Below are 21,748 nucleotides of genomic sequence, written 5' to 3'. Positions count from 1 at the left end.
GACGAATGTTGGGAACCCAAAGATAGATGTCCGCTATGCGGACAAAGCTGATCTTGCCGTCCGCGCAGCCAACCACTGCTTTTCATATGCGGCATCTACAGTGAAACGCACCAGAGCAGAAATCAGATCTTCGCGGCGTCTGCAGGACCGCAGCCGTAAAAACCAATTAGCAAACTTCCACTCGGCCAAGATTTTATCTGATTTCGATCATTTTAGATCAGCTCTGAACCGCAATCGTCGCTGTAAACCTTTGAAAACAAGCCGATCCAAATGCTCTCCTTCTTGGCAAAGGAACATCATCTGCTGCACGGCATTCCCTTGTTTACGCAGCCTGTGATAAATCGAGACCTGCGGGTGCCAAAAGAACGGAATTTCAGAAAGAGGCGACACCTAGGCTGTCCCGTCTATTTCAGCAGCCAGCTCTTTCAGGCTTTTTGTTGTAATCCGGATAATTTCATCCAGTTCATTTGCGCCCACGATCAACGGCGGGCAAAACGCCATCGCGTCAATCATATTGCGCGAAACCAAGCCGTTGCGCAGCATGATTGCGTTCATACGAGCACCTAGTTTCCCTGGAACAAATTCGTCTGCCCTCCCCTCAGGTGCGACCAGTTCAAGCGCCCCGATCAGGCCAATGCCGCGGGCCTCTCCGACGAGGGGATGAGACGTAAGTTCAGCCAGCCCTGCCTGCAAATCCACGCCGCGCTCAGCGGCATTGGCGACCAGATCACGTTCCTCGATGATCTTGATGTTTTCCAGTGCCACTGCGGCCCCAACAGGATGGCCGCCCCCCGTATAGCCATGGCCCAGCACACCAATTCGGCCACTTTCCTCGGCGATAGGATCATACACACGATCGTTGATCATGAAGGCCGAGAACGGGAAATAGCTGGAGGTGATCTGCTTGGACATCGTCAGGATGTCAGGCTTGATGTCAAAGGTTGTAGAGCCAAACATGTTCCCCGTGCGCCCAAAACCGCAGATCACTTCGTCTGCGATCAGCAGGATGTCGTACTTGGCCAAAACGGCCTGGATTTTCTGCCAGTAGGTGGCGGGTGGCACAACAACACCGCCTGCGCCCATAACAGGTTCTGCGATGAACGCGGCAACTGTGTCAGGGCCTTCGGCTTGGATCATATCTTCAAGGTCTTGGGCACAACGGGTAGCAAAGGCCTCCTCGTTTTCACCATCTCGACCTTCGCGCCAATAGTGCGGGCAAGTGGTGTGTAGGATACCTTCCATTGGCAAATCGAAAGATTTGTGATTGTAGGGCAGACCCGTCATTGATGCAGAGGCAACTGTCACGCCGTGATAGCCCCGCAGGCGGGAAATGATCTTCTTTTTCTCAGGCTTCCCGAGCGCGTTTGAACGATACCAAACCATTTTGACAATCGTGTCATTCGCCTCAGAGCCGGAGTTGGTATAGAAAACCTTGCTCATTGGGACGGGCGCGATTTCAATCAACTTTTCGGCCAAATCAATGGCAGGCCCGTGAGAGCGATGCGAGAAGTTGTGATAGAAAGGCAGCTTCTGCATTTGCTGGTTGGCGACGTCCACCAGACGCTGTTCGTTGAAGCCAACAGCGACGCTCCACAGGCCGGACATGCCCTCAATATAGCGGTTGCCATGTGTGTCCGTGACGTAGATTCCCTCGCCCTCTTCAATGATCAGCGGGCCGGTTTCTGCGTGGGACTGAGCATTAGTATAGCCGTGAAAATGGTATGCAATATCACGGGCTTCGTCTGAGTTTGGTCGCATATCCATGGCAGGCATCACTTTCTTAAAGTTTGCGTTTTGCAGACCACGAGGGGCCGCGCAATTTCCTAAAAGCTATCGCCCCTTTCTCTCAGTTAGCAAGCAGTTTTGCTCACAGCGCCTAGAGCGCATGCGAGTGAGACAGGCGTTTTCGTCCTGGAGCGACTAGCAGAAATAGTGCCTTGGCTGACGGTTGGTCCCATCTTGTGATTCTGTGCAAACTGGCCATGTTTTCGTGGTGTAGCTGCGGTCAGATTTGGGGTGAAAAGAGGCTTAATCCCGCTCAGGTTGAGATTTCGGCAACCTTCCCTTTTACAAACTGACGTCACATTTTCAGGTTGTGAACCTACCAAATGCACCAATAAAACATTGTTTTAATTTTAATTTTCTCGGTGTTCTCTGACCTTTGAAGACACGAACATTCCCGATGATGCGCGCAATATGACCAGTGACACAAGAGTTTGTGCGTTTTTTGCCAAAGTGGTTGGCTGGAACGGTGCTAGGTTGTCAGCAACACATAAGTCAATTGTGTCTGGGGGATATTGGATGAGCCAGAAGGATCAAGCTGCGAACAAGCGCATGACTGCCACTCAGTGGCAGGCGGCTGTCTCTGACACGTTCTTTCCCCTTGAGACAACGATGACCAACGACCAGTCCTTTGCGGGGGATCTTAACACGTGGAGCCTTGGCATTGTTGGCCTTTCACAAATGCGTTGCGATGGCATTCTTTATAAGCGGCACAAGCGGCACTTTCTGGACGAAGTCGAAAGCAGCCTGCTGATCACCATTCCTAGGTTGGGGAATGTTGGCTTTAATCAGAACGCACGCCACGCGACCTGTTCGCCCGGTGAGTTTTTGGTTGAACGGGGCGACCTGCCCTATGAGTTCTGGCACGAGCAAACAAATGAGCTGTTGGTGCTGAAAGTGTCCTCAGAAAGTGTGCGCGCACGGATCGGGCCAACGGACCGTTTGGGGGCGCTAAGCTTTGATGGCACAGAGGGTGTTGCAAATTATTTCCTCGATACGGTCAAGACAACAGCGCAGCACGTTGATTTCCTGGATGAGACTGCACGTGCTGCGGCGGGTATGCACATCCTTGATCTGTTGTGCTTGGCAATCCGCAAAGATGATCGGGTGCTTGATAGCGAAACCTCTACGATCCGTGCCGCGCATCTGCATCGCGCAGAGCAATTTATTCGCAGTAACCTCAGCAACGAGGATCTGTCCTCCGGCCTTGTGGCAGAAGCCTGCAATGTCTCGCAGCGGTATCTGCAGCAGTTGTTCTCAGGGTCAGACAAATCGGTTTCCGGGTTTATCCGCGAGAAACGCTTGGTACGGGCCCGCGAAGATCTCTGTGTGGAAGGGTCTATAACCATCGCCGAGATCGCCCACCGTTGGGGGTTCTCGGACCAGTCGCAGTTCAACAAGGCATACCGTGCCCAGTTTGGCTGTACGCCGACAGAAACGCGCAAGGCCGCGCAGCATAACCAGCAGGCGGCACCGCCCTAACCCATACCTAACAAACGAAAATTCCTGAGTTGGACCGGCTTTCGCTGGTGCCTGCCCAGTACCCTATTGTCTTTTGAAGGATGCAGACATGAAGAATACCAGAGTAGCCGTGGACGTAGGTGGGACGTTTACAGACGTCGTCATCATGGATGAAACTTCAGGCGCGATCCGCATCGAGAAGACTGCATCAACACCAGATGATCCGATGGTTGCCATTCTGAACGGGATCGATCAAGGCAACATCGACCTGAGCACGGTCTCGATGTTTTCGCATGGTACGACGGTTGCTACCAACGCTTTGATTACCCGGAACTTGGCGCGCTCAGCGATGATCTGCACCGACGGGTTCCGTGACGTGGTCGAAATTCGCCGCGCCAATAAAGAAGACCTTTGGGACACCTATAAGGACGTGGCCAAGCCTTACATCCCGCGCCGCGACCGCCTGACGGTGCGCGAATGCGTTGATGCGAATGGCGCCGTGTTGGAAAAACTGAATGAAGAAGACGCGCTGCGCGTCGCCAATATTTTGAAAAAGCGCAATGTGGCCTCGGTGGCAGTGTGTTTCATGAATTCCTACACCAATGGGGCTAACGAGGCGCGGATGCGGGAAATTCTGCTCAGCGTGATGCCCGACATTCCTGTGTCCATTTCCTCGCAGGTTTTGCCAGAGATTTTTGAGCACGAGCGGTTCTCTACCACGATGGCCAATGCCGTCGTGTCACCGTCAGTTGTCGACTATGTCGAGCGGCTTGAAGGCAAGCTGTCTGACGGAGGCTACGAACGGGATCTGCTGCTGTTGCATACAGGTGGCGGCGTGATGACACCTGCCAGTGTAAAAGACTTTGCTGCCCGTCTGGCAGGCTCTGGCATTGCAGCGGGAGCGATTGCCAGTCGCTTTATCGGCAACCTCTGTGGGTTTGAAAACTCCATCGGTTTCGACATGGGCGGCACCAGTACGGATGTGTCACTGGTTTATGAAGGCAAATCGCGCGTCACCAAAGACTGGTACATCGAATATGGCTACCCGATCCGGTTCCCTTCTATTGAGGTTTTGACAATCGGTGCAGGCGGCGGGTCGCTGGCCTGGAAAGACGAAGGCGGCTCATTGCGCAATGGCCCGCAGTCTGCGGGCGCGTTCCCGGGGCCTGCCTGTTACAAAAACGGCAATGAAGTCGCGACGAACACTGACGCGAACGTTGTTCTGGGTCGGTTGGGCACGTCGCTGGCGGGGGGTAAGATCACGCTTGATCCCAAGCTGGCCGAAGCCTCGGTAAAGGACTCCGTTGCTGGGCCCTTTGGGATGGAGCTGCATGAGGCCGCCGAAGCCATCGTTGCCGTCGCAAACGCCAACATGGCAAATGCGGTGCGTTTGCTCTCGATCTCTCGCGGTTATGACCCCCGCGACTTTGCACTTGTGGCCTTTGGCGGCGCGGGCGCATTGCACGGCGCTGCAATTGCTAAGGAACTGTCCATCCCCACGGTGATCATTCCGCCGAACCCAGGAGTGACCTCTGCTTTGGGCTGTCTGCTGGTGGATATCCAACACGATTTCTCTGAAAGCTTTATGGCTGCGGCATCGGATACCAATCCTGCAGATATCGAAGCCGCCTTTGGCCGTCTCGAGGCGATGGCCGCAGAGCGTCTCAAGCATGAGGGTGTGGCCGCCAAAGACATCGTCACGCAGCGCACAGTTGAAATGATGTACCAAGGTCAGTGGCGCTCACTTGCCGTCACGGCCCCTGCCAAAGTCACGGATATCGAGACGCTGGTCGACGGGTTCCACAAAGAGCATGAGCGCGAGTTCAACTACCGTCGCGATGACGCGCCAGTGTCGATCTTCCGCGTTGGTCTCACCGCCACGGGCATGGTCCCCAAGGCCGAGCTTCAAACCCAGAAGGTCGTCAATAACACGCCAACAACCGACGTCACACGCGATGTCTGGTTCAACGGCAAAGCCCATACGGCGATGATCTTTGAGCGTGACAACCTGAGCGCAGGTGCCACGTTCGACGGCCCCGCGATTGTTGAGCAGTTCGACTCAACCACCGTGATCCCGCCGAACACGACCGCTGAGGTCGACCAATACATGAACATTCTCATCCGAGTGCAGGAGTAAGATAATGAGTGATTCAAAAGCCCTAGACCCCGTCACCTTTGAGGTTCTCAAGAACTCATTCATTACATCTGTGGACCAAATGGCCGAACAGATGCTGCGTACCTGTTATTCCTTTGTGATCTACAACCGCGATTTCTCTAACGCGTTGCATGACGCCGAGGGCAACTCCGTCGCGCAAGGCAATGATGACATCGCGGTGCACGTTGGCACGCTGCACTTTACCTGCAAGGACGTGATCCGCGTCTTTAAGGGCGACATGATGCCGGGCGATGTCTACGCCATCAACGACCCCTATGCAGGGGGGACACACTTCAGCGACGTGCGCCTTGTGCGCCCGATCTTTGACGAAGACGAGCTGATTGGATTTTCGCAATCCAACGGCCACTGGTCTGATCTGGGTGGCTCTGTCCCCGGCTCGTTTGATGTGACGGCCAAGGATATGTTCCGCGAGGCGGTGCGCATCACCCCGGTCCGGCTGTTCCGCGCGGGGGATTTCTGTTCCGACGTGGCGAACCTGATCGCCAACAACACCCGTGATCCTGCGTCGATCATCGGGGACATTCATTCGCAAGCGCAAGCCACTCAAGTGGCCGAACGCGAAATCCTGCGTCTGGTGCGCAAATATGGCCGTGCGGCTGTCACTCAAGGCATGAACGAAGTACAGGATTACGTCGAGCGCGCCGTGCGCCAGCGCATTGCAGCGCTGCCGGACGGGACGTGGGAATCTGTCGATTATATCGACCGCGATCCATCGGGTGGTGAAGGCATGATCCCGATCCACATCAAGATGACGATCAAAGGCGATCAAATTCACTATGATTTTGAGGGCAGCCACCCAACGATTGGGTCGATGTACAACTCCGCCCCCGGCGCGACATTCTCGGCTGTGGTTGCTGGGATGAAGACCTTCTTTCCTGACCTGCCGTTGAATTCGGGCTTTTACCGCATGATTTCTGTTGAGGCACCGGAAAACTCGGTGGTCAGCGCGCAGTGGCCCGTCGCAGTCACGGGTTTCTTGATGCCGTTTGAAAAAATCATGAATTCCGTTTTTGAGATGTGGTCTGAGATCATTCCAGAGCGCGCCATCGCCTGCGCGTTCAACCTTGAATACCTGCTGGCAGGTGGCACGGACAAACGCCGTGAAGAAGACGCCACGTTCATGTTCTATGAGTGGCTGCCCGGTGGCTGGGGTGGTCGTCGCGGCAAGGACGGCAGCGACGTCACCACGGCGTGCTTCGGCACTGGTCTGATGTCTCAGCCCAATGAAGGGAACGAGCGGGTAAACCCCACACGCACGCTGGAGTTCCAGATCAAGCAAGACAGCGCCGGACCGGGCCGCTGGCGTGGGGGCACTGGGGTGCAGAAAACCTCACTGCTGCTGGAGAGTGAAAAGTCGGTCATGTCCTATGTCTGTGACCGTGAACGGGCAGTAGTTTGGGGCGTAGATGGCGGGTTGCCGTCGATGCCGCATGGTTTGACCATCCAGCGGGCAGAGTCTGACACGCCTGAATGGCTCGGTTCGGTCTTCTCGGACTTCCCGATGTATTCCGGCGACACCTTTGCGCGGCCCACGGCGGGCGGTGGCGGCTTTGGGGATCCGATGGATCGCACAACCGAAGCCGTATTGACGGACGTAGTCGACGATTATGTTTCTGTTGAGCGGGCCGCGCTGGATTACGGCGTGGTGATCAAAGAGATCGACGCGGATCTTTGCGAATACGAGGTCGATGAGGCTGAGACCGAAAAGCTGAGGGCGCACATCCGCGCAAACCGCGTTGCTTGGGCGCGCTCAGACCCTGAGGAAGTCGCCGAGATGTATCGCAAGGGTGAGATCAACTCGATGGACGCGGTGCGGCGTTATGCGGTGATCCTCGATTGGGAAACTGGCGATCCATTGCCCAAAACCATCGCGCAGTTCCGTGAGAGTTTTGAGCGGCGCAGCGTTGCGCATTGGTCCTGATCAAACGTCAACCTTGCGGCTGCCTCAATTCGGGGCAGCCGCAGCGCCAAAAAATCAAAAGGGTGAGATTTTGTCACTAGAGCTAAGTTCAATCAGTGTTGCATTCGGCGGCTTCAAGGCGCTGGATGACGTGACGATTGCGCTCGAGAAATCGCAGATTGTTGGGCTGATCGGCCCAAACGGTGCGGGCAAAACCACCTGCGTCAATATCATCACCGGCTTTCAGGACCCGACTTCTGGCATCGTCATGCTGGATGGTCAGAACATCAATACTAAAGCTCCTTTTGATATCCGCCGTCGCGGCCTTGCGCGCACGTTTCAGGCGGGGCGGTTGTTCACGGGCTTGGATGTTTTGGACAACCTTGCAGTGACGGGTGTCGGCCTTGGCCATTCCCGCCGCGCGTCTGAGGAAGAGGCCACGCGCCTGCTGACCTGGATGGGGGCAGAACATCTGGCCGAACTGCCCGCCGCCGGATTGCCCTATACTGACGAACGCCGCGTTGGCATTGCCCGCGCGCTGATGTTTGCGCCCGACTTTCTGCTGCTGGATGAACCCGCCGCAGGCATGTCAGAAACCGAAGCGGACGATCTGGCCCAGATTATCAGACGCATCGCGGATGAGTTGGGATGCGGGGTCCTGTTGATTGAACACAACGTTGGGCTGGTGCTGTCGCTGGCAAGCCACGTCTATGTGCTGGACGCCGGTAAAATTATCGAACAAGGCGACAAAGCCGCGATCCTTGGCAGTCAGGCCGTGCGCGAGGCCTACCTTGGTGCCGAACATCAGGAGGACGCGTAATGTCAAAACTTGGCGTTTATGATGTCTCGGTACGCTACGGCAAAGTACCTGCGTTGTCGGACGTTTCCTTCACCGTAGCGGAGGGCGAGCGTCTGTTCATCTCCGGACCAAACGGCGCGGGCAAATCCTCGCTGCTCAAAGCGATCTGTGGGGCTGCACCAACAACCAATGGGCGGATTGAAGTCGATGGCGATGTCTTGAACGGCCGCTCCCCCGAGGCGATTGCGCGTCTGGGATTGACCATGGTGCCAGAGGGGCGTGAGATTTTCGGCACCCTCACGGTTGAAGAAAACCTGCGTGTGGGCACAGGCATCCGCCGCGATAAGGCCGCGATAGAAACGGACATCGACGGCGTTTATGAAAGCTTCCCCATTCTGGGAGAGCGGCGACATGCCAACGCCGGTGCATTGTCTGGTGGGCAGCAACAGATGCTCGCCATCGGGCGCGGCTTGATGACCAATCCCAAGCTGATGCTGGTTGATGAACCGTCGCTGGGACTTGCCCCCAACATCGTCGACCAAGTGTATGCAACGCTGGTCAGTCTTCAAAAAGAACGCGGCCTCACCTTGATCATTGTCGAGCAAAGCTCAGCCCGTGCCGCGCGTGTTGGCGGGCGTATGGTGCTGCTGCGTGGAGGCAAAATCGTAGGCGACGGCGATGCGGCCAAATTCGCGGAAAGCGACCTGCTCAAGGAAGCATACTTTGGGCAAGAACAGTCGGAGGATGCGACATGAACGCCATTCCACAACTGCTCTTTGATGCGCTGAGCCTTGGGGGGATTTACGCAATGGCCGCTCTTGGGATCGCGCTGATCTTTGGGGTGATGAAGCTCGTGAACTTCGCCCATGGTGAATACATCGCCTTCTGCGTCTTTGCCTTGATTGTGCCTTCCACGGATGCGGTTGCGGTGATGTTCCTTGGCCAGGCGCCTGCGATCCTGTTGATCCCTACTCTGCTGTTGATCGGTGCTGCAATCGCTGTCGCCTCGGAGTTCTTCGTCTTCAGGCACATGCGCAATGCAACGCCTGTGGCGATGATGATCTCATCTTTTGCCTTGGGGTTCGTGATCCAAAACACACTGTTGTTGATCTATAGCAGCCGTCCCAAAGCAGTCAGCCTGTGGCCCGAGTTGAACCAGCCCGTCAGTATCGCGGGTGCCTCAATCCCGCTGTTACAGATCATCGTCATTTGCACTACGTTGCTTGTGGTCGTGACACTTGCTTTGCTTTTGAAACGCACCCGGATCGGCCTTGAAATGCGCGCTGCGGCTGAGAATTTCACCATGGCCCGGCTGTTGGGCGTGCGCGCCAATGTTGTGATCACCGGGGCTTTTGCACTGTCGGGCGCTTTGGCCGCAGCAGTCGCGTTGATTATGGTTACTCAAACCGGCGTTGCGGATGTGCGCATGGGTGGGCAGATCATGTTGGTGGCGTTTATTGCCACGGTAATCGGCGGCTTGGGCAGCTTGCCGGGGGCGGTTGCCGCGGGCTTTTTGATTGGTGCGGCCTCGGTCATCTTGCAAGGGTTCCTGCCGCTTGAAGCGCGGCCCTTCCGCGATGCGTTCCTGTACACGCTGGTCATCGTCAGCTTGCTGCTGCGGCCCGACGGGCTGTTCGCACCGCGTTCCACAAAGCCGAGGGTGTAGCGCATGGCTCAGACACATAAACAAAAGCGCCTGAGTGCGTGGTCCACGCCAATCCTGTTGATTGCCATTCTCGTTGTGTTCACGCTGCTGGTCACGCTTCTGGGTGATAAATCTCTGGCGCGCATGGCAGCACAAACGCTCATCCGAGTGACCTTTGTTGTCGGGCTTTGGATTTTTGTGGGCAACTCAGGAGTCGTCAGTTTTGGCCATGCAGGATATATGGCAATTGGGGCCTATTGTTCGGCTTGGTTGACCCTTAGACCGCAAATGAAGGGCATGTTCTTGCCTGATCTGTGGCCCTATCTGGCGACGGCGGAGTGGCATGTTTTGCCCGCAGCTGTGGCCTCTGGTGTGCTGGCGGCGTTGGTTGCGCTGATCTCAGGGGCGGCGATCTTGCGGCTGTCCGGCATTGCCGCTTCCATCGCAACCTTTGCATTTTTGGCGATTGTCTACACCGTCTATTCCAGTTGGGAAGGCGTCACTGGGGCGACATCGTCTGTTGTGGGACTGACGCGCTATGCGGACCAATGGGTCGCTCTGGGCTGGGCAGCGGTCACCATACTGGCGGCGGCATGGTATGCTAATTCTGCCTCTGGTCTCGCCCTGCGCGCCAGCCGCGAAGATGAAGTCGCCGCCGACGCCAGTGGCATTAACATGTATCGCCATCGCCTGATCTCACTCGTGGTTTCCGCCTTCTTTGCGGGTGTTGCGGGCGCATTGTTTGGTCATTCGCTAGGCGTTCTAAACCCGAATAGCTTTTACCTTGGTGTCACCTTCATAACGCTTGCGATGCTTGTGGTGGGGGGGATCGGCAGCCTGACGGGGGCAGTCACGGGCGTGCTCGTTCTATCCATCATCATCGAAGCGCTCGTGCGCATGGAGCGCGGGATGGAGATTGGTGAAGCGACATATGCCCTGCCAACGGGCGCTCAGGAAATCATCATTGGGATCATCATGATTCTGGTCCTCATTCTACGCCCAGCCGGGTTGACCGGCGGGCGTGAACTCCGGCTGCGGATCGGTGGCCGCTGACCGAAAAACAATCACATCGAATTCTAAAGGGAGACGACGAATGAAACATTTCTTAACTGCAACAGCCCTCACAATGGCCCTTGGCATACCTGCTATGGCCGATGACATCACAATCGGATTTGCTATCGCAAAGTCTGGCTGGGTCGAAGCTTATGACGCGCCAGCTGTCGCTGCGGCCCGCATTCGCATTGACGAAATCAATGCAGCTGGTGGGCTGCTTGGCAAGCAACTAAAATGGATCGAAGCGGACACCAAAAGTGATCAAGCCCAATCCGCCAGTGCGGGCCTGCAAATGGTCGATGATGGCGCAGACATGTTGATCGTGTCTTGCGACTATGACTTTGGTGCCCCTGCGGCGCTGGCGGCTGAAAGCGCTGGACTGAACTCCTTTTTCCTGTGTGCTGAAGACATCAAAGCGGGCATCCAAGGCGTTGGCCCCAATAGTTTCTCAGCTTCTGTCTTGGCTGCCGTCCAAGGCGCCACGATGGCAGAGTGGTCCGTCAAAGAACGCTCAGCCAAAACCGGCTATGTGCTTCTGGACACAACAATCGAATACAACAAAGGCATCTGCACCGGTTATGACTGGATGTTCCCTAAGGCAGGTGGTGAGATTGTGGGGCGCGACACATTCCTGAATGGCGATGCGTCCATCGCCAGCCAGATCACGCGGATCAAGGGTTTGGATAAAGAGCCCGACGTTATCATGCTATGCTCCTACATACCGGGGGCGGCCTCTGCAGTGCGTCAAATCCGGGCAGCGGGTATCAATTCAACCATCTTGAATGGATCTGCGGTTGATGGCTCCTACTGGCTGGACGCAGCACCCGATCTGTCAAACTTCATCGTGCCAGTACAGGGATCGATCTATGGCGATGACACACGTCCCGCCGTGAACGCATTCCGCGATGCGTTCGAGGCAACGACAGGCGCTGGCCCATCCAGCACATACGCCTATCCCGGTTACTTGCTGATTGACCTCTGGGCCAAGGCGGTTGAGCGCGCAGGCACAGTTGAGGCATCAGCCGTCACTGCCGAGCTAGAGAAGATGGACGGCGAGCCAACAGCCTTTGGCCCACGCAGCTTTTCTGATCAGATCCATCACCAGAACACGGCTGAAATGCAGATCGTTGAGATCACAAATGGCAAGCCTGGCGTGATCGGCAGCTTCACAATTAGTGAGCCTGTGCCGCTGGATGTGTTGTTGAAATAGGCTTACCCATCTACAGGTATCGAAAGAAGGGCGTTCCAAATTAGGAGCGCCCTTTTTCTGTAGTTTTGTTGGCGGGCGAACTTAGCTACGAAGTTTGTACAGACCCGTCATCGAGCAACAATGAATGCCTGAGCTAGAGCCTTTCCCACTTGGAGCTGTCGCAGGGCAGCATTCAAAAGTTCTCCCGATGGCAGCGATCGACCGAGACTTCTTCGGCGAATTTGACAATTTCCCGAAAGCAGATTTTAGCTGCACCACAGAAAATCGGTAAAAAAGGCTCTTAGCTGCCGTTCTACGCTTCGCGGCATCATTGGGGATCGGCCTAGATAGCATCGACATGAACGGCCTATACTGGCCATTGAACGGTACTCGCCCTCGCCGCGCCGCGGCCCGTCAGACCGGACTTTCGTTGCGACTGAAAATTGCATGGAGACGTGAACTCACACATCGCGGGACAAAGCGCCAGTTCGCTGCACGCGCACGAATGTCTGCTATCGGAAAACGAAAACCAAGGACCGCAGCCCTTGTCCTAAATCTACGCGATCAGCTTTCGTAATGAGCCAATCTGAATTGACCCCATGAGCACCATAAGACCGACTGCAAAGGCGGGTGTGCCGATAAATCCAAAGACAACTGCAAAGGCCGCTGTCAGGCGCAAGCGACGGTCGATGGCATTTGACTGCATGTCTGGCAGCAGTCTGTCTGCATCGAGGTCAAGATTTTCGGCAATGGCCGTGATGAAGCGTTCATCGGTGACGGCGGGCGTTCGGATCAGGCGCGCGCGCATTGCACGATACTGGCTCTGAAGCTCCGCTGCCAGCACCGCACGGCTGGCAACCGCCGACGTCAAGCCAAGAAGTGGGAGCTGATGACGGACGATGTGAAAGGTATTAGGGTCATTCGCCGCAAGATGTGTCAGACGATCATACTTCACGCGACAGATCGGACAGGCGAAGTCAGAAAACATCGCGACTGGAACAGTGTTGCTGGACCCCTCATCAAAAAAGGCAATGCACTGGTTCGTCATCAGCGTCGTCATCAGGTTCACCGGAATCGAGACCTGAAAAAATTACCGCGCCCGCTGTGGACGCACCCTCCCCTTGCAATCGTCGGAAGGGTGACAAACGAGGTATGTCCTCAAGCGCGAAGTCCGGCTGTTCAAGCGATGCCAGATACGGTATGCCTTTCGCCCACCCTATAACTGCGAGGGCACCGCCAGCCAGTAACGCCAGCAGCTTTCAGTCAGTTGTTCTTGCCATCAGCTTGCAATCGAGGCGATCATCACAACAGCCATCCCCATCATCATCAGGTTTTCTGTCAGGCTGACAAATCCAAGAGGCACATTCGATCCACCGCCCACACAGGCGCATTTCAATTCTCGTTTGTCGATGTAAACGGCTTTGAAAACGCTAATTGCCCCGACCGTCGCGATAAAGAGCGCCGCAGGGGCCGCAAGCCAGGTCAACAACATGCCGGTCATTAGGATACCTGCTGCAATCTCGACCCAAGGATAGAAGTACGCATACGGCACCCATCTCCGCGCCAGCAAATCGTAATTAAGAAACATCGTGGTGAAACTCTCGATGTCGCGGAGCTTCTGCATCCCTAACAGGATCATCGAAACCGAAACGAACCAGCCCAGCGTTTGCCACGTGATTGCCCCAAGGAAGCCAATGGAAAGCGCAAGCGCGGTGGCAGCAGCCGCGGCAAAAAGGTAAAGGACCGGTTTGTAAGTCTTAGCCCTCGGATCGTAGTTGGTGAGTTTTTCGCGCAGGGCGTCGTAGCCGCCTACCCTCTCGCCTTCGATCCATATCTGCGGAGTGGTCGGTACATCATGCGCTTCCTTGAACGCATCAACTTCAGATCGTTCACGGAACAAACGATCATCGACCTCATAGCCGTGGCGGTCCAAGAGCCATCGTGCCTTTTGTCCCGATGGGCACAGATGGTTTGGCAAGTCCATTCGGTAGACAACGGCTGTTTTACCAGTCGCAGATGCCGCAGGGTCGGTCGTTACATCGGTAACGTCACGGGTATCTCTTTGCACGATAGCTCTCCTGATGCGTTTTGCTTAAGGCCAGTGTATGGTTGCCAAATTATCTACTGGGGGTGCTGTTCATATACCCCTATGGGGTATATGAACAATTGCCACCCTAGGGATACAAAAAGAAGGAGAGCCACGCGTGAAAGCCAACAAGGACAAGACACTGGACCGGCTGTCACGGCTGGAAGGACAAGTGCGCGGTATTGCAGGAATGGTCGAGGCCGACCGCTACTGCATGGATATTCTGGCGCAGACTGCGGCAATACGGTCCGCCATTCTTGGTGTTGAAAAACTGATCCTCGAAAACCATGCAGCACATTGTGTCGAGACGGCTATTGAAAGCGGCGACCCAGAGGAACAGAGAGCCAAGTTTGACGAGCTGATCGGGCTTTTGCAGAAGGCATCAAGGTAACTTTTCATTCCGGGATTTGTCCGCGCTAAACGGCGATCCATCTGTTTTGTGGTATGAAAATTCCTCTTCAAAGGTTAACCGGAGGTGTGGTGATCGACGTGAGTGTTGCTGTTGCCAGCAAGATGAGCAAAACGGCTACAGCCTCGATCTGGATAGAGCGGCGCAGATGGGGAACGGCTGTGCGTGCGCCAGAGGTCAGTGCCGGAACGAAGCGCCATTTGTTGAGGGCGGCCAAGATCATCAACCCGGTCACAACACCGAGCTTGGCAAGAAGCGTCCAGCCGTAAGCGGATGAGAGCAGGTTCGAGAGTGATCCGGTCATCAGCCAAGCAAAAATCAAACCAACGACTATGAGCAATGCGACCGTAAAACTGGCGATGCTTCCAAAATGATGAAGCAGCCTTGCTCCGTCCGGCTGGCCGACGGCGTGCCGTAGGGGGAACAGCGCGCCGATCCAAAACGCTGCTGCCAGCAAATGCAGGGTCAACAACGATGCAAGCAGCCAGCGGGGTTCGCCAAGAGAATGCCCCACAAACGTGTAGGACATTGCAATCAAAAGCGCTCCGATCAATCCTGCCGAGAGGCCAACGACGCCTCTGATCAGCATTGCAACAATCAGCAATTCGCCCGCGCCTCGCCAGATCGCCGCAGACCCAAGTGGACTGTCCCAGACAAAACCAAGCATCATCGGATCGACAGACCCCGATATACCCATTCCGGATATACGGGCAGCTCGAATACCAAAGCGCAGAGCCAACACCGCCAACCCAATCAAGGCGGCGATGACAGCAACGTTCCGAGCCAGTTGGCGTGCATCAGCGTTTGCGGCTGGAAACACCAGAACAAACATCGGCCCGCCCATGGCAAGAAGTGCCGCGCCATAGCCCACAGCCTTCGCAATGATCGCCGCTATGGCCCATCCGTCGATTGGTGCTAAACCTTCCATTTGGATCAGTCGGCTACTTCAAAGCTGAAAGAGCCCTGCATTGGATGACCGTCCGACGACAGACCGCGCCAATCAACTGTATAGGCCCCGTCCGGCAAATCAGCAGGTGGCAGCGCACGGAACTCCGTCACGGCGTCCATGCCGGTTTCCCGCTCGATGCCTACGTTACCGTCTGGTCCGGTTAGCGTGATCGCGGTCACGCGCATGGGATCATCAAAGCGCATTTCAATCACGTCAACCATTGCGACTGTCGCTTCATTAGCAGGTGTGGTTTTTTCGGCCTTTGAGTGTGCCAAAACTCCGGTCGCGGTTGCGGCCAACGCGAGAAGCACAAGGGTCATCTGTCTCATTGTCTGTTTTCCATTTCGTTGTGACGGGCGCGAATTTCCTCTGGCCAAGTTGATTTGATGTAGCTTAGCACAGCGATAATCTCTTCATCGCTCAGAACACCCTCGTAAATCGGCATGTTGGAGACGTAGTCCGGATCATTGATCAACGCACCAACGCCGTATTTGGTTAGCTGAAACAGCGTGTCACCGTCATGGTGCCACGTGTGTCCAGTCTTATCATGTGGGGGTGCCGGAAGCCGTCCATCCTCACCCGGAGACCGCCAGTTGGCTTGACCTTCCAGATCGGCACCATGGCAAGAGGCACAGTTCGCCTCGTAGACACTTATACCGAGCGCGACGATAGCGAGATCATTGTCGCGCAAAATGACGCGGTCCGCTTCCGCTGAAACATTGCTAAATGCGTAGAGAGCGACCCCCAAAAGGGCCGCTCCGCCAACGGCTATCAAAGCGCTCCGTTTCACAGACCGGCCTGATAGAAGACCTCGCCATCACCCGCATCGCCACCAAAAGCGATCACGTCATAGCGCGCAGTCGGATCATTCCCCATGCCAGGAGAGCCAGCGGGCATACCGGGGACCGCAATTCCGGTGATGTCGGGGCGTTCTTCCAGAAGCTTTGCCAGAGCTTCAAACGGAACGTGGCCTTCAACCACGTAGCCGTGCACCGTCGCGGTATGACAGGCCCACATATTGCCAGGGATGTCGGCATCCAGCTTCACGGACGTCACATCTGCTGTGTCAGTCACTTCGACGTCGTAGCCTTCTTGGCGGGCTAGTGCGACCCATGCGCCGCAACAGCCACAGGTCGGGCTTTTTGTAACGTGCATGGTGCCGTGATGGGACATGGCTCCATGGTTGTCTGCATGAGCCATGCCAGCCCAGCCGAAAGACGCCATTCCAAGTACAAGTGCGACAGCGGGTGTAAAGGCCAGAATTGTTTTGATCGGTTTCATGAGATGTTCCTCTCGAAAGGGTGCGCCCAAGGATCTAGGCATCGGGCAAAGCCCGCTTTGATGTGACTAATAGTCTGCGCCGCACCACGGAATGGCACAGCATGCATTACACCTTGCGGGGCGGATCGAGAGGGCCAGACGGTTCAAAACCAGTCAAAAGCACGCCGGATGTGCAGAACACATCCTCGCCAGCAACAGGCACAGTGCCACTCAGAGTCAAAGTGGGAAGAAGAGCCAATAGAGTGTGGCAAGTCGGGGCGCGTTCGGTGCTGTCCTGACAGCATGAAGGTTGCGCATCAGTCAAACCTTCAAAAGTCGCGTGTACATGGTCTGACGCTGGCATATGTCCTGCGTCCATCGCATTGGAGAGCGAAGTGGATAACGTCAATAGGATGACAAGAAGGATACGGACCAAGTGCATGCAATATACCTATACGGGGTATATGCGATTTGGCAAGTCGCAGGTCCGTTACTGGCGGTCTCGGCAGTTCAGTGACCGTGGGCATCAATCCCCCGAGCCATCATAAAGTGATGCTCGCGGTGATGATCCTGACTTGCCATCAGTCCAAAAAACCCAAGGCCTTTGATCTTGGCTACTACTACCGGAATTTCACTGGTCACGCTCAGCTTGATCCCATCACTGGTTTCTGAAGCAGCAACGGTCCAGCCACCATCGCGGGCAAGCTGAGCGGCGTGGGCTGGAACCATGCGCCGAAGTGTAGCGATAGTGCCAGCATCACCGGTGGCGATTGCACTGATCCCGTCGGGTAGGTCAGCTTCCATGACAACGGCGTCCATGACCAAGCGGTCCATATCGACCAAATGAGCTCGCAGCCCGGCTAGATCAACTTGTGCCCAATTCGTTTTCGGGTCGGCTTCCAACACGCGCACGACTTCGGAAAGAGCCGCAAATGCCCCTTGACCTGGCTCGGACAGAACAGCGCCAGTCACAGCCTGCTCCTGCTGATGCACGGAATGATCCATACCATCACCGTGCCCTGTGTGACTGGTCTGCGCGATTGCAAATGCTGTGCCGCCAATCAAAACCGTTGCAGTGAGAATTATCTTTGTCCGCATGTTCGCATGCCTTTCAATTTACAATTACAGACTATCCGAGACGCTCTTTGATCCATATGATCTTTATCATGTCTGAATGGCTTGATATTTTCGACGGTGTACCTGTCCGAAAGGTTGCAAAAGGTTCAACCCTGTTTCATCAGGGCGACCCTGTGCAGTTCATGTATCTGGTTTGCTCCGGCGCGGTAGCATTAGAGCGCCCGATGACGGATGGCGTCCCGCTGACACTGCATATCGCGACTGCCAATATGGCTTTGGCCGAAGCATCCTTGTTTGCTGATGCTTATCACTGTGACGCAGTTGCACGTACAGACTCCGCAATTGCCAGTCTGCCCCGCGCCAAGTTTCTGGCCTTCATTCAAAAACACTCAGATGCAGCCCTCAGTTTAATTGAAACACACGCCAAGGAAGTGCAGGCGCAACGGACGCGAATTGAAATCCTGCGATTGCGGCGGGTGGCTGAACGGCTGGACGCTTGGGTTAATTTATACGGCGAACCGCCGAAAGGAGAATGGATCAATGTGGCCGACCAGATCGGTGTATCTGCTCCGGCACTCTATCGGGAGCTCGCTATTAGGCGAGGCAATGCATGAAATCAAGCTGAAGGGTTAATGCCAGCTCTATCCTGTTTCACTATACAAATCGTCGCACGCTTGTTTTGTATCTGCTGTACCGAGCACCATAGGCGTTCTCTAACCAAGGCTCTTCAGCAAATGGCGCGGCCGCCAGAACGATGATGCCGAACGCAGCGACACATGCCGCCCATCCTGACGCAGACAGTACGGCCCAGCCGATAAGGATAACCATGTCAGCAACGTATTGTGGGTTGCGAGAGTAGCGATAGAGGCCATCAGTCTTCAACTCGGCGACTTCGCCACTGGTCGTACCAAGGCCAATTTTTCTAACACCCATCCAGACAACTACATTTCCTGCGATTATTAAGCCAAGACCAATGCTCCACCTGGCCGGTGCTGGCCAGTCAAAGCTGTTCCAGTCAGCGATGCCCAGCACGAAGGTCGCTGCAAATATCGAGATCGTCGCAAGCCAGACTCGAAGCTTGATGCCCGTTGTGGCCTCCTTTGGCGGCCAGATACGCCGCTCTGGGAATGCGATGGACCACCCGAAGGCCACAAGAAGGTAACATCCGGCGATCCCGCCGACTGATATGGCAAGGACTTCGAAGTTACTGAGCATGGTTATGTCCATGGTTATCCAACGCCCTGGCGTCTTTGCCTGAACGGAATTCCTGCCAAGCTTGAACCAGAATAAGCTGAGCCGATCTCAGAAACAGACCTCCCATAATGATCGCAACGATGAGATCAGGCCACGCCGAAGCCGTCAAAAAGACTGCAAAGCTTGCAATCATGACTGCGACATTGCCGATGGCGTCATTGCGCGAACACAACCAGACAGAGCGGACGTTTGCATCACCGTCCTTGTAGCGCATCAAAAGCAAGACACTTGCCAAGTTGGCGGCAAGCGCAAGCAACCCTATCAACCCCATGATCTGCGCGCTTGGAACGCCCAGAACAAGGATCTGATACACAGTTGAGCCAAAGACCCAAAGGCCCATGAACAGCAAACTAAGCCCTTTGATTAGCGCAGCGGTCGAGCGTACCTTGAGGCTCATCCCGATCACTGCGAGGCTGAGACCATAGGTCAACGCATCCCCCAGAAAGTCGAGGGCATCTGCTTGCAGTGCTTGTGATCCAGCAAGCTTGCCCGCCGACATTTCAATGAAAAACATGGCGGCGTTTATGAAGATAACGATCCAAAGAACCCGCTTATAGGCGGGATCGACACCATCAAATTTTGGATTGCCAGAGCATCCGCACACGACTTCGGTTTCGCTGATTATCTCAGTCATTTGATGAATCCAGTTTTGAGCGAATGAAAAGCCAGCGCGGGATACGCGCGGCATAATCTTGATAAGGGTTGTCGAATAATTGGATCAGGACCCGTTCTTCGCTCCTGATTTGAAATCGATCAATAATCAAAAAGAACGCGATTACAGCCAAGACTGCGCTGAGAGCCCCGAGCCATAGGACAAAAGCGATCAAGAGGATCAGCATTCCCACGTACATAGGGTTGCGCGTTATGCTGTAGATACCGCTGGTTACGAGCGTGGTCGCAGCCTCTGGTGACTGCGGGTTCACTGTCGTTTTGTGACGCACGAAGCTCACGAAGGCGGGCAGCAGAAACGCGACGCCAGCGATTGCTTCGAACGCAATAAGCCATACAGGTGCATGGAACGCCGCCAGTGGAGCGAAAGAAGCAAGCAAGCTTGCCATCACCATGCAAAATGACAGCTGCGCGAGTGGGGGTATGTTCATGAAGACGCTTCCATATTCGATTCTTCACAACTATAATTCCTCTAGCCACTAGAGCTTCAAGAGGTAAATTTGATGTTTTCAATCGGCCAGCTTTCCAAGCGCACGGGCGTTAAGATACCGACCATTCGGTACTATGAACAAATGGGTTTGATCGATGAACCTGAGCGTTCCGAAGGCAACCAACGTAGATACACAAAAGATGGTCTAACCCGCTTGTCCTTTATCCGTCACTCTCGTGATCTGGGGTTTACGATAGAGGACATCAGGGGGCTTCTGGACCTTAGCCAGCATCCAGAAAAACCATGCAGCGATGCGCACAGCATTGCAGCTCAGCACCTTCTAGGAGTTCAGGGCAGAATTACAAAGTTGCGGCGATTAGAGCGAGAGTTGAAACGCATCACAAAGTGTGACGCTGACAATGTGGCGACCTGCGCGGTCATAGAAACGCTTGCCGATCACGGCCTGTGTGAAACGGAACACTGAGCCTCACGAATCTTTAGGCACTCGCTTGGAAGATAGTGCACGATCAGCGCTCATCTAAGCACTGGTGCGTCGCGTCGTAATCTTCCGTTTTAACCGAAAAACTTGCAGCACAATCAACGGCGCAGACACGATCATCGATTCCCAAGGATCGTCCCAGTTGTTCAAGCTCAGGGCATGCAGCAACCCAATAAGGGCAGCAGCGTAAGCCCACCGTTGAAGCGGTTTCCATTGACGCCCTAGCTTTCGGACAGCGGCATCACTGGATGTGACGGCCAGCGGAACCATGATCAGCAATGCAAGCCAACCCGTCCATATCTCTAGCATCGGCAATTGCGAAACTACCTTCGACAACGATCCCGCATCCAGAAGGTAAAACAAGGTATGAAGCAGCGCGTAGCCAAAACTTGCGATGCCCAGATAGCGCCGGTTGCGCAACAGCCATACAGTAAAACCCGCCCGTGGCCAAACGTAGCGCAGAGGCGTCCCCGTCAGTGTAAGGATAAACAGAATGGCCGACAAAGCACCGGTCGGGTTCAAGACATCATCTGCGATGGCTCCGCCCTGCAGAGCAAGGGTGACACACCACGATACGGCCGGAAGCGCGAGGCAAAGCAAGACAATAAGGGATGTTCGTGACCTGCGCGGTTTCACAGCCAACGACGCACACGGGCGCGGTATGTTTCATATTCTGCACCGAAGGTTTCTTGCATAACCGCCTCTTCGAACCGAACATACCAGCGGTCCAAAGTCACACAAAAGAGTGCGGCTACAAGAAGCGGCGACATCGCCCCGAGCGCTACAGCAAACCCAACTGAACAAAGCGCAAAGCCAAGATACATGGGGTTCCTGCTCAATGCGAACAGCCCCGTTGTCACAAGTTTTTGTGGCGCATCGAATGTCTTAATGTTGGTGCCGACCTGTCTGAACAGCCGCGCGCCCTTGGCCGCAATTAAAAGGCCTATCGCCGCCGCAAGCCCGCCAATCCATCGCAGGGGCTGGGGGATTATGTCACCGACAGGCCAAGCATAGGCGGCGACAATCATGACGACCAAGGTCAAGAGAAGCAGAAGCGGCGGTAATACACGTTGCATTTGTTAGTTCTTTCTTTGAGCTGTTTTGAGGCTT

Annotated in this window: 24 protein-coding genes; 11 read left to right on the top strand and 13 right to left on the bottom strand. The window is 55.2% G+C overall.

Translation table 11 applies throughout. The features are described 5' to 3' along the window. Positions 1-390: 390 nt before the first annotated feature. Positions 391-1,764, bottom strand: coding sequence for an aspartate aminotransferase family protein (locus Q0903_RS15810; protein WP_299416973.1), 1,374 nt, complete (start codon positions 1,762-1,764; stop codon positions 391-393). Between the two features lie 537 nt (positions 1,765-2,301). Between Q0903_RS15810 and Q0903_RS15805 the strand changes: the two genes are divergently transcribed. The 8 genes from Q0903_RS15805 to Q0903_RS15770 all read left to right on the top strand — a co-directional run bounded on the left by Q0903_RS15805 (position 2,302) and on the right by Q0903_RS15770 (position 12,026). Continuing rightward, positions 2,302-3,264: a helix-turn-helix domain-containing protein gene (locus tag Q0903_RS15805; RefSeq protein WP_299416971.1), complete on the top strand. Its 963-nt coding sequence runs from the start codon at positions 2,302-2,304 to the stop codon at positions 3,262-3,264. Positions 3,265-3,352: 88 nt separating this feature from the next. After that, entirely contained in the window at positions 3,353-5,380 is a 2,028-nt protein-coding gene (locus Q0903_RS15800; RefSeq protein ID WP_299416969.1) for a hydantoinase/oxoprolinase family protein, read from the top strand. 4 nt (positions 5,381-5,384) lie between these two features. Continuing rightward, positions 5,385-7,340 carry a hydantoinase B/oxoprolinase family protein gene (locus tag Q0903_RS15795; RefSeq protein ID WP_299416967.1) on the top strand — a complete coding sequence of 652 codons (1,956 nt, stop codon included), beginning with the start codon at positions 5,385-5,387 and terminating at the stop codon, positions 7,338-7,340. Positions 7,341-7,410: 70 nt separating this feature from the next. Next, positions 7,411-8,139: an ABC transporter ATP-binding protein gene (locus tag Q0903_RS15790; protein WP_299416966.1), complete on the top strand. Its 729-nt coding sequence runs from the start codon at positions 7,411-7,413 to the stop codon at positions 8,137-8,139. After that, positions 8,139-8,873 (top strand): ABC transporter ATP-binding protein, encoded by a 735-nt coding sequence (locus tag Q0903_RS15785; RefSeq protein ID WP_299416964.1) that lies wholly within the window; start codon positions 8,139-8,141, stop codon positions 8,871-8,873. The genes Q0903_RS15790 and Q0903_RS15785 overlap by 1 nt, the downstream gene beginning before the upstream one ends. Then, on the top strand, positions 8,870-9,784 hold the full coding sequence (locus Q0903_RS15780) for a branched-chain amino acid ABC transporter permease (RefSeq protein WP_299030242.1): 915 nt from the start codon (positions 8,870-8,872) through the stop codon (positions 9,782-9,784). The genes Q0903_RS15785 and Q0903_RS15780 overlap by 4 nt, the downstream gene beginning before the upstream one ends. A gap of 3 nt (positions 9,785-9,787) precedes the next feature. Further along, positions 9,788-10,816: a branched-chain amino acid ABC transporter permease gene (locus tag Q0903_RS15775; protein WP_299416962.1), complete on the top strand. Its 1,029-nt coding sequence runs from the start codon at positions 9,788-9,790 to the stop codon at positions 10,814-10,816. 40 nt (positions 10,817-10,856) lie between these two features. Next, positions 10,857-12,026 (top strand): ABC transporter substrate-binding protein, encoded by a 1,170-nt coding sequence (locus Q0903_RS15770; protein WP_299416961.1) that lies wholly within the window; start codon positions 10,857-10,859, stop codon positions 12,024-12,026. A 535-nt stretch (positions 12,027-12,561) separates the two neighbouring features. Here the strand turns inward: Q0903_RS15770 and Q0903_RS15765 are convergent. Further along, positions 12,562-13,065: a DsbA family protein gene (locus Q0903_RS15765; protein WP_299416959.1), complete on the bottom strand. Its 504-nt coding sequence runs from the start codon at positions 13,063-13,065 to the stop codon at positions 12,562-12,564. Positions 13,066-13,284: 219 nt separating this feature from the next. Beyond that, positions 13,285-14,073, bottom strand: a complete 789-nt coding sequence (locus Q0903_RS15760; RefSeq protein ID WP_299416957.1) for a glutaredoxin family protein — start codon at positions 14,071-14,073, stop codon at positions 13,285-13,287. 136 nt (positions 14,074-14,209) lie between these two features. Between Q0903_RS15760 and Q0903_RS15755 the strand changes: the two genes are divergently transcribed. Beyond that, a complete protein-coding gene (locus Q0903_RS15755; RefSeq protein WP_299416955.1) occupies positions 14,210-14,482 on the top strand; it encodes a metal-sensitive transcriptional regulator in 273 nt (90 codons plus the stop codon). A 67-nt stretch (positions 14,483-14,549) separates the two neighbouring features. On the opposite strand, the gene Q0903_RS15750 is transcribed toward Q0903_RS15755, so the two are convergent. The 5 genes from Q0903_RS15750 to Q0903_RS15730 form a co-directional block, all read right to left on the bottom strand. After that, entirely contained in the window at positions 14,550-15,428 is an 879-nt protein-coding gene (locus tag Q0903_RS15750; protein WP_299416953.1) for a CopD family protein, read from the bottom strand. Positions 15,429-15,433: 5 nt separating this feature from the next. Then, on the bottom strand, positions 15,434-15,778 hold the full coding sequence (locus Q0903_RS15745; protein ID WP_299416951.1) for a copper resistance CopC family protein: 345 nt from the start codon (positions 15,776-15,778) through the stop codon (positions 15,434-15,436). Beyond that, the gene (locus Q0903_RS15740; RefSeq protein ID WP_299416949.1) at positions 15,775-16,239 is read right to left on the bottom strand and encodes a cytochrome c; all 465 of its coding nucleotides are present in this window, start codon (positions 16,237-16,239) and stop codon (positions 15,775-15,777) included. Before Q0903_RS15740 ends, Q0903_RS15745 begins: the two co-directional genes overlap by 4 nt. After that, the gene (locus Q0903_RS15735; RefSeq protein ID WP_299416947.1) at positions 16,236-16,730 is read right to left on the bottom strand and encodes a DUF411 domain-containing protein; all 495 of its coding nucleotides are present in this window, start codon (positions 16,728-16,730) and stop codon (positions 16,236-16,238) included. Before Q0903_RS15735 ends, Q0903_RS15740 begins: the two co-directional genes overlap by 4 nt. Positions 16,731-17,219: 489 nt before the next feature. Then, positions 17,220-17,807 carry a hypothetical protein gene (locus tag Q0903_RS15730; RefSeq protein WP_299416945.1) on the bottom strand — a complete coding sequence of 196 codons (588 nt, stop codon included), beginning with the start codon at positions 17,805-17,807 and terminating at the stop codon, positions 17,220-17,222. A 68-nt stretch (positions 17,808-17,875) separates the two neighbouring features. On the opposite strand from Q0903_RS15730, the gene Q0903_RS15725 reads away from it, so the two are divergent. Beyond that, a complete protein-coding gene (locus Q0903_RS15725) occupies positions 17,876-18,400 on the top strand; it encodes a Crp/Fnr family transcriptional regulator (RefSeq protein ID WP_299416943.1) in 525 nt (174 codons plus the stop codon). A 40-nt stretch (positions 18,401-18,440) separates the two neighbouring features. Here Q0903_RS15725 and Q0903_RS15720 read toward each other — a convergent pair whose 3' ends face one another. From Q0903_RS15720 to Q0903_RS15710, 3 genes are read right to left on the bottom strand one after another with little or no spacing between them, the layout of a single operon-like run. Next, positions 18,441-19,001 (bottom strand): PEMT/PEM2 methyltransferase family protein, encoded by a 561-nt coding sequence (locus Q0903_RS15720; protein ID WP_299416941.1) that lies wholly within the window; start codon positions 18,999-19,001, stop codon positions 18,441-18,443. Beyond that, positions 18,991-19,644 (bottom strand): cation transporter, encoded by a 654-nt coding sequence (locus Q0903_RS15715; protein WP_299417206.1) that lies wholly within the window; start codon positions 19,642-19,644, stop codon positions 18,991-18,993. The genes Q0903_RS15720 and Q0903_RS15715 overlap by 11 nt, the downstream gene beginning before the upstream one ends. A gap of 22 nt (positions 19,645-19,666) precedes the next feature. Beyond that, complete coding sequence (locus Q0903_RS15710; protein ID WP_299416939.1) at positions 19,667-20,140, bottom strand: isoprenylcysteine carboxylmethyltransferase family protein; 474 nt, start codon at positions 20,138-20,140, stop codon at positions 19,667-19,669. A gap of 72 nt (positions 20,141-20,212) precedes the next feature. On the opposite strand from Q0903_RS15710, the gene Q0903_RS15705 reads away from it, so the two are divergent. Beyond that, complete coding sequence (locus Q0903_RS15705) at positions 20,213-20,623, top strand: helix-turn-helix domain-containing protein (RefSeq protein WP_299030646.1); 411 nt, start codon at positions 20,213-20,215, stop codon at positions 20,621-20,623. A 54-nt stretch (positions 20,624-20,677) separates the two neighbouring features. On the opposite strand, the gene Q0903_RS15700 is transcribed toward Q0903_RS15705, so the two are convergent. Together Q0903_RS15700 and Q0903_RS15695 are read right to left on the bottom strand one after the other, a co-directional pair. Further along, positions 20,678-21,142 carry a ferric reductase-like transmembrane domain-containing protein gene (locus Q0903_RS15700; RefSeq protein ID WP_299416937.1) on the bottom strand — a complete coding sequence of 155 codons (465 nt, stop codon included), beginning with the start codon at positions 21,140-21,142 and terminating at the stop codon, positions 20,678-20,680. A gap of 128 nt (positions 21,143-21,270) precedes the next feature. Further along, positions 21,271-21,714, bottom strand: coding sequence for an isoprenylcysteine carboxylmethyltransferase family protein (locus Q0903_RS15695; RefSeq protein ID WP_299416935.1), 444 nt, complete (start codon positions 21,712-21,714; stop codon positions 21,271-21,273). Positions 21,715-21,748 lie beyond the last annotated feature (34 nt).

This window comes from uncultured Sulfitobacter sp. (assembly GCF_947502895.1).
In the GTDB taxonomy this organism is placed as follows: domain Bacteria; phylum Pseudomonadota; class Alphaproteobacteria; order Rhodobacterales; family Rhodobacteraceae; genus Sulfitobacter.
This window is presented reverse-complemented; position numbering and strand designations above follow the sequence as displayed.

Bases quoted from the DNA above. Each gene is read 5' to 3' on its own strand.
- Q0903_RS15810 (WP_299416973.1), bottom strand. From the start codon at position 1,764: ATGGATATGCGACCAAACTCAGACGAAGCCCGTGATATTGCATACCAT.
- Q0903_RS15805 (WP_299416971.1), top strand. From the start codon at position 2,302: ATGAGCCAGAAGGATCAAGCTGCGAACAAGCGCATGACTGCCACTCAG.
- Q0903_RS15800 (WP_299416969.1), top strand. From the start codon at position 3,353: ATGAAGAATACCAGAGTAGCCGTGGACGTAGGTGGGACGTTTACAGAC.
- Q0903_RS15795 (WP_299416967.1), top strand. From the start codon at position 5,385: ATGAGTGATTCAAAAGCCCTAGACCCCGTCACCTTTGAGGTTCTCAAG.
- Q0903_RS15785 (WP_299416964.1), top strand. From the start codon at position 8,139: ATGTCAAAACTTGGCGTTTATGATGTCTCGGTACGCTACGGCAAAGTA.
- Q0903_RS15780 (WP_299030242.1), top strand. From the start codon at position 8,870: ATGAACGCCATTCCACAACTGCTCTTTGATGCGCTGAGCCTTGGGGGG.
- Q0903_RS15775 (WP_299416962.1), top strand. From the start codon at position 9,788: ATGGCTCAGACACATAAACAAAAGCGCCTGAGTGCGTGGTCCACGCCA.
- Q0903_RS15770 (WP_299416961.1), top strand. From the start codon at position 10,857: ATGAAACATTTCTTAACTGCAACAGCCCTCACAATGGCCCTTGGCATA.
- Q0903_RS15765 (WP_299416959.1), bottom strand. From the start codon at position 13,065: ATGACGACGCTGATGACGAACCAGTGCATTGCCTTTTTTGATGAGGGG.
- Q0903_RS15750 (WP_299416953.1), bottom strand. From the start codon at position 15,428: ATGGAAGGTTTAGCACCAATCGACGGATGGGCCATAGCGGCGATCATT.
- Q0903_RS15745 (WP_299416951.1), bottom strand. From the start codon at position 15,778: ATGAGACAGATGACCCTTGTGCTTCTCGCGTTGGCCGCAACCGCGACC.
- Q0903_RS15735 (WP_299416947.1), bottom strand. From the start codon at position 16,730: ATGAAACCGATCAAAACAATTCTGGCCTTTACACCCGCTGTCGCACTT.
- Q0903_RS15730 (WP_299416945.1), bottom strand. From the start codon at position 17,807: ATGCGGACAAAGATAATTCTCACTGCAACGGTTTTGATTGGCGGCACA.
- Q0903_RS15725 (WP_299416943.1), top strand. From the start codon at position 17,876: ATGTCTGAATGGCTTGATATTTTCGACGGTGTACCTGTCCGAAAGGTT.
- Q0903_RS15720 (WP_299416941.1), bottom strand. From the start codon at position 19,001: ATGCTCAGTAACTTCGAAGTCCTTGCCATATCAGTCGGCGGGATCGCC.
- Q0903_RS15710 (WP_299416939.1), bottom strand. From the start codon at position 20,140: ATGAACATACCCCCACTCGCGCAGCTGTCATTTTGCATGGTGATGGCA.
- Q0903_RS15705 (WP_299030646.1), top strand. From the start codon at position 20,213: ATGTTTTCAATCGGCCAGCTTTCCAAGCGCACGGGCGTTAAGATACCG.
- Q0903_RS15695 (WP_299416935.1), bottom strand. From the start codon at position 21,714: ATGCAACGTGTATTACCGCCGCTTCTGCTTCTCTTGACCTTGGTCGTC.